Source organism: Thermodesulfovibrionales bacterium, from assembly GCA_035622735.1.
GTDB lineage: Bacteria > Nitrospirota > Thermodesulfovibrionia > Thermodesulfovibrionales > UBA9159 > DASPUT01.
On the sequence record DASPUT010000035.1, the window covers coordinates 22378 to 28657 of the forward strand.

The 6280-nt window shown below is 54.0% G+C and carries 7 protein-coding genes; 5 read left to right on the plus strand and 2 right to left on the minus strand.

What is annotated here, in order from left to right:
• Position 1: 1 nt before the first annotated feature.
• Positions 2 to 463, minus strand: coding sequence for a hypothetical protein (locus VEI96_01895; GenBank protein ID HXX56735.1), 462 nt, complete (start codon positions 461 to 463; stop codon positions 2 to 4).
• Positions 464 to 538: 75 nt separating this feature from the next.
• Complete coding sequence (locus tag VEI96_01900; protein HXX56736.1) at positions 539 to 1714, minus strand: PLP-dependent aminotransferase family protein; 1176 nt, start codon at positions 1712 to 1714, stop codon at positions 539 to 541.
• Positions 1715 to 2027: 313 nt separating this feature from the next.
• Here VEI96_01900 and VEI96_01905 point away from each other — a divergent pair, with 313 nt between their 5' ends.
• From VEI96_01905 to VEI96_01925, 5 genes are all read left to right on the plus strand, one after another.
• Positions 2028 to 2231, plus strand: a complete 204-nt coding sequence (locus VEI96_01905) for a helix-turn-helix domain-containing protein (GenBank protein ID HXX56737.1) — start codon at positions 2028 to 2030, stop codon at positions 2229 to 2231.
• Positions 2232 to 2299: 68 nt separating this feature from the next.
• Positions 2300 to 3175, plus strand: coding sequence for a hypothetical protein (locus tag VEI96_01910; protein HXX56738.1), 876 nt, complete (start codon positions 2300 to 2302; stop codon positions 3173 to 3175).
• A gap of 29 nt (positions 3176 to 3204) precedes the next feature.
• Positions 3205 to 4572, plus strand: a complete 1368-nt coding sequence (locus tag VEI96_01915; protein ID HXX56739.1) for an ammonium transporter — start codon at positions 3205 to 3207, stop codon at positions 4570 to 4572.
• Between the two features lie 82 nt (positions 4573 to 4654).
• On the plus strand, positions 4655 to 4993 hold the full coding sequence (locus VEI96_01920; GenBank protein ID HXX56740.1) for a P-II family nitrogen regulator: 339 nt from the start codon (positions 4655 to 4657) through the stop codon (positions 4991 to 4993).
• Positions 4994 to 5314: 321 nt separating this feature from the next.
• Positions 5315 to 6280: ammonium transporter (locus VEI96_01925; GenBank protein HXX56741.1), on the plus strand; the 966-nt coding region annotated here is incomplete at its 3' end.

The following is a 6280-nucleotide window of genomic DNA, read 5'->3' on the forward strand; positions in this document are numbered from 1 at the left end:
GCTATCTCTCGGGATAGATAAAGGGACTGCCCCGCACTATCTTACTGAGCTTCAACGGTTTGCCTTCGAAGAGAAAGACCGCCATGCCGCGTTCGCGTGAAGTTTCCCCTCCGACAGTCCAGGTGCCGTTCCATGCCACGTTTAGGTAGACCTTCGTTTTTTCTATTTCGACCCATTTCGGTATGAAGTTCAGCTCGACAGAATCGAAATGCCTGACAGAGTTCAGAAAGGCCTTATAGGCGTCCTGCGTCGAAATCCATTGAACGGACGAGTAGTTCTTTTCCGCATACGCAGAGCGCAACACCTCAGCCATGGAGATCACCTCCTGGGAGGTCTTCGCGTCGGGGGATTCCTCCTTGACCTCCTTCTTCCCTCCACATGAGGAGAGAAGGAAAAAGACCAAGGAGCAGACAGCTAAGATCTTCAAGCCCTGACCATTTCTCTCTCTTCTCAATGCCTTCATCTCCGTTATTCCTCCATCCGCACTTTTCTAATGATAAAGGGTTATCAGCTTTTTTTGCAATCCTCGAGACGGTCCCTACCCGCTCATAGGTTTCATTACTTCGCCCATCCTCCCGATACCCTCCTCAATATTTTCGGGATCGGCATTCGAGAAGTTGAGCCGTATGGTGTTCTCTCCCGAACCGTCGGGGAAAAACTCCCGGCCCGGAACAAAGGCGACATTCCGTTCGAGACACCGTGGAAGTAATTCCGCGGCATCCGATCCGTCCGGGAGCTTCACCCACAAAAACATTCCCCCCTCAGGGCGATTCCATGTCACGGTTTCGGGAAAATGCCTTTCCATCGCGGAGAGCATGCAGTCCCGCCGATATGCATACGTCTTTCTGAGAAGCCCGATATGTTCACGATAGTCGCCGCTCTCGAGATACTCTGAAACGAGATACTGTCCGAGGGTGTTCGTCTGGAGATCCGTGCCCTGCTTCAGTACCGCGAGCTTTCCGATAACCTCTTCCTCTGCCGCCACATAGGCGACACGCAGGCCGGGCGCTATCGTCTTTGAAAAGGAACTGAGGTAGATAAAATTCCCCGCTCCGCCCAGTTCAAACAATGAGGGCAACTTCTCGCCGGAAAATCTGAGCGCCCCGTAGGGGTCATCCTCGACCACGACGAGGTCTCGCTCTTTCACGATCTCGACCAACTGCCGCCGCCTTTCCAGGGAAAGCGATATCCCCGTCGGGTTCTGAAAATTGGGCATAAGATAGATGAATGCCGGCCTCTCGTCCTGCAACGCCTTGATCAGGCTATCGGTCCTTATCCCGTTCTCATCCGAGGGAACCGGTCTCACCTCCGCCTGAAAAAGCCGGAAGGACTGGAGGGCTCCCAGATAGCTAGGGTTTTCCGTAAAGACCACGTCACCTTCGTCAAGATAGAGCTTTGCCACGAGGTCAAGCCCCTGCTGCGAACCCTGCGTGATAATGATATTCCCGACTCCTATGCGTCCGGTATTGGGGTCGAGCATTCTCGAAATCTTTTCCCTCAGCCGCCCGAGCCCCTCGGTCAGGGAATACTGGAGGACTGAAGGGCCGTATTTTGAAAAAAGCCTCTGAACAGCGGTGGCAACTTCTTTCAGCGGGAAAAGTTCGGGGGCCGGCAGCCCGCCGGCAAAAGATATGATCCCCGGGCGTTCGGTGATTTTCAGTATTTCACGGATGGCCGAGCTTTTGAGTCCGGAGATTCTTTTCGCGTAGGTCATGCCCCTGCCCTTATAGGTCTCATCCCTGCCCTAATTTCCGACTAAGATCCGTTCTCCCCACACAGCGTCGCCACGGGATCTCTCTTTTTCCACATGAAGCAAGTATAGGGAAACCGTGATTTTCATGTCAACAGACAACGGGCTCAGGTGTCCTGGGTGCGCGGACGCTTTTACGGTGAATGATGAAATTGAGATTCGACGCTACATAATTGTAAGAACCTACAAAAGTGTAACATTCTCCCCATTTCACTATCCTTAAGAATCAGGCAGATACAGGTTGGCACGGATCTGGCAATACTTGTCTGCGAAGAATATGGGTTCTCTAAGAGAAAAGATCAGGGATATCGAGAGGGAAGAGATACTGCATGCCCTCAGAGAATGCCGGTGGGTAATGGCAAAGGCCGCAAGGATGCTCGGCATCACGGAAAGGATGATCGGATACAAGATCAGGAAGTACGGAATCGAAAGAGAGATGGCACAGACGGAAGTTGGCGACGGTTTTGAGAAAAGAGAATAGCAGATAAGAAATCCTATGGAGACGGGCTTTATCCCGCGGCAGAAAAGAAATAATAAGGGGGTTAGAAGATGAGAAGATTAAGGAGCAGTTTGGTTTTGGCGGTCTTAGCGGTTTTATTGTCGGGAGGCCATGCGTTCGGTTATGATCAACAGCCCGCCGAACAGCAGCCTCCGGCACAGCAGCCACCTGCCGAGCAGAAGGCTGAGGCGCCGAAGGTAACCGGCAACGTGACATCCGCGTTCCTCAGTCAGTATGTATTCAGGGGATATGAGTTGAGTTCCGGCAGTTTGGTCATTCAGCCTGCCACAACCATCTCTTATTATGGGTTTAGCCTGAACCTCTGGGGCAACCTTGACACGAATCAGAACCCGACCCAGAGCTTTCACCCGTCCAACCCCGGGACGGCCAGCTGGAACGAGACTGACCTGACCTTAAGCTATACGTATAACATCGACAAGTTGAGCCTTACCGGCGGTTACATCTGGTACGGGACCCAGTACGCGAAGCAGACGCAGGAACTCTTTCTCGCCCTCGGATATGACATCATCACGAAACCGGTCTTGACGATCTACCAGGACATCGCGAGTTATCCGGGCACATACTTCCAGCTTGCATTTTCCCACTCCTTCCCGGTCTATAAGGAGGTGACTCTCGATCTCGGCGCGAGTTTTTCCTACGAGTGGGGGCAGGGAGACTCATGGAAGACCTATCAGGCTTCAACGGGTGCCTATACCGGGCCCAAGTACTCTGCATTCCATGCCGGCATGGTCCAGGGAGGGGTGACTATCCCGATAGCGAAGAACTTCAGCATCCAGCCTATCGTGCAGTGGTGGTTCCCGCTGTCCGATAAGGCGAGTGAGAAGATAAACGGTATTCCCTATAATCCGAATGGGAATCTGGACAACACCGTTGTCTACGGCCTGAACATGACTTTCAACTTCTAAGCAAGAATTCCATCTTGGAGGAAAAGACGATGAAACGATTTTTGAGTTTGGTGACATTGACGGTTATTTTGATGAGTCTGCTCTGTTCTGCAGGCGTTGTGTTTGCAGAGGAACAGGCAGCCCCCGCTGCCGAGCAGGCACAAACAGCGCAGCCGGCGCCTGCCACCGCGACTGCTCCCCTGAAGATAGACACGGGTGATACGGCATGGATGATAGTCGCGACCGCCCTCGTCATGCTCATGACGGTTCCGGGCCTCGCGCTCTTTTACGGAGGACTCGCAAAACGGAAGGACACCCTCAATACCATGGCGATGTCCTTTGTGACGTTCTGCATCGTCAGTTTCCTCTGGGTCGTCTACGGATACACCCTCTCCTTTAACACGGATATAGGAGGGATCATCGGGAGCCCCGGCAAGTTCCTCCTCTCGGGAGTCGGTGTGAACAGCATCTCCGATCTCGCGAAGACGATCCCTGAGTTCATCTATGTCGTCTATCAGCTCACCTTCGCGGCGATAACCGTCGCCCTTGCGAGCGGTGCCTATATTGAGAGGATGAAGTTCTCGGCATGGGTGCTTTTCTCGATCCTCTGGATGACCCTCGTGTATGTCCCGGTTGCTCACTGGGTCTGGGGAAACGGTTTCCTCGCGAAACTCGGAGCCCTGGACTTTGCGGGAGGGACAGTGGTCCATATCAATGCCGGTATAGCGGCCTTAGTAGGCGCGCTCGTTCTCGGCAAGAGGCGTGAGAAGTCTCTGATCCCGAACAACCTTACCCTCGTCCTGACCGGCGCGGGTCTTCTCTGGTTCGGATGGTTCGGCTTCAATGCAGGATCTGCCGTTGCGGCAAACGGCCTCGCCGGAGCCGCCTTCATCAACACGAATACCGCAACCGCGGTTGCGGCCCTGTCATGGATGTTCACGGAGTGGCTCCACTCGAAGAAACCGACTCTCCTCGGACTCGCGTCCGGAGCTGTCGGCGGTCTCGTAGCCATCACGCCGGCAGCCGGATTTGTAAACATAACCGGCGCCATCGTCATCGGCATCGCGGCGGGTGTCATTCCGTTCTTCGCCGTCGCCATGATGAAACCGAAGTTCGGCTATGATGACACCCTCGATGCCTTCGGTATTCACGGGATAGGCGGTACGATTGGGGCCATCCTCACCGGTATATTTGCCGATCCGGCTATCAATGATGCGGGAAAGGGTCTCCTCTACGGAAACCCCGGACAGCTTCTGACCCAGCTGATAGCGGTCGGCGTCACCCTCGTCTACAGCGGGATCATGACCTTTATCATATTCATGGTCATCAAGGCGCTCGTCGGGGTAAGGGTCGATGCCGAAGAGGAGATCGTTGGACTTGACGAGAGCCAGCACGGTGAAAGGGCATATACCCTCTAATAAGAACGTGCAGTCTCGAGAATGATAATTCTTTCTCGAACCCTGTTCACGGTTGAGAACGCGAAATAAGTAAGGAGGCAAGATGAAGAAGATAGAAGCGATCATAAAACCCTTCAAGCTCGATGAGGTGAAGGACGGCCTGAATGCGATCGGCGTCCAGGGCATGACCGTCACCGAAGTGAAGGGATTCGGGCGGCAGAAGGGGCATGTCGAACTTTACCGGGGAGCCGAATACGACATCGCCTTCATCCCGAAAGTGAAGCTGGAAGTCGTAGTACCGGACGGTCTCGCGCAAAAGGTTGTATCGACGATAGAGGAAAAGGCGAAGACCGGGAAGATCGGAGACGGGAAGATATTTGTCCTTCCCGTCGAAGAGATCATCAGGATAAGAACCGGGGAGCGGGGAGAGACCGCAATTTAGGACATTTTCGCCGAGAGGGGTTGGCTTTGCCGGCCCCTCTTCTCATCCCCATCACGAAGCCTACAAAAATGTAGCTCATACAAAATTGTCGTTGCACGATATATCCTCCTGTCACGAAAAGCAAAAAAAGGATCTCGCGCGATAAGAATCCTACAAAAATGTAGATTTCCCTTCTTCCATCCGTTCCCTCTTTCTTTTAAAATCCGGAGTCTTTTCCCGGGCACATTTTTCGCTATCATTGACCCGCGCATTTGGTTTATCATTAATGCGAAATCAACGCATAGTTCTCGTTTCTTGTGAATCGATAGAAGGAGCCGCCAAATGAAAAAATGGATCGTCCGTATCTTCAGTGCAGCCGTCGTATTCTCACTCCCCCTGAGCGCATATGCGGAGACCGCAAACAGGATAGATGCCGGAGATACCGCCTTTGTCCTTGTCTCGGCCGCCCTCGTCATGCTCATGACACCCGGCCTCGCGATGTTTTACGGCGGGATGGTCAGGAGAAAGAACGTTCTCGGGACGATCATGCAGAGCTTTGTAGCGATAGCGATCGTCAGCATTCAGTGGATTCTCTTTGGTTACAGCCTCTCCTTCGGGCCCGATGTCCACGGCATTATCGGGGGTCTCGATTGGGTCGGGTTGCACGGTGTCGGTGTCGCCCCAAATCCGGATTATGCTCCGACCGTACCCCATGTGGCTTTCATGATCTACCAGGCGATGTTTGCGGTCATAACGCCAGCGCTCATCGCCGGAGCCTTCGCCGAAAGAATGAAGTTTTCCGCCTTTTTCATCTTCACCATCCTATGGTCGACAATCGTGTATGACCCTATCGCACACTGGATATGGGGGACCGGGGGATGGCTCAAGAACATGGGCGTGCTCGATTTCGCCGGGGGTATCGTCGTCCACATCACGTCGGGTATCTCCGCGCTGGCAGCGGCTATTCTTGTCGGGAAGAGAAAGGGCTACCCGCATGAAAAGATTATGCCCCACAACCTGCCGTTGACGGTCATCGGCGCAGGGATTCTGTGGTTCGGCTGGTTCGGCTTTAATGCCGGCAGCGCCCTTTCGTCAGGCGCATTGAGCGCAATGGCTTTTGTTGCGACCCATACCTCGGCCGTCTCAGCGACCCTGATCTGGGTGGTCATCGAATGGATTCACCGGGGGAAGCCGACGATGTTCGGTGCAGCCACCGGCGCTATCGCAGGGCTCGCAACGATTACCCCCGCGTCCGGCTTCGTCGGACCGCTGTCCGCGCTCGTTATCGGTCTCCTTGCCGGGGCCTTC

Excerpts from the sequence above, each read along its gene's own strand:
- VEI96_01920 (HXX56740.1), top strand. The coding sequence starts at position 4,655 with ATGAAGAAGATAGAAGCGATCATAAAACCCTTCAAGCTCGATGAGGTG.
- VEI96_01905 (HXX56737.1), top strand. The coding sequence starts at position 2,028 with ATGGGTTCTCTAAGAGAAAAGATCAGGGATATCGAGAGGGAAGAGATA.
- VEI96_01900 (HXX56736.1), bottom strand. The coding sequence starts at position 1,714 with ATGACCTACGCGAAAAGAATCTCCGGACTCAAAAGCTCGGCCATCCGT.
- VEI96_01910 (HXX56738.1), top strand. The coding sequence starts at position 2,300 with ATGAGAAGATTAAGGAGCAGTTTGGTTTTGGCGGTCTTAGCGGTTTTA.
- VEI96_01915 (HXX56739.1), top strand. The coding sequence starts at position 3,205 with ATGAAACGATTTTTGAGTTTGGTGACATTGACGGTTATTTTGATGAGT.
- VEI96_01895 (HXX56735.1), bottom strand. The coding sequence starts at position 463 with ATGAAGGCATTGAGAAGAGAGAGAAATGGTCAGGGCTTGAAGATCTTA.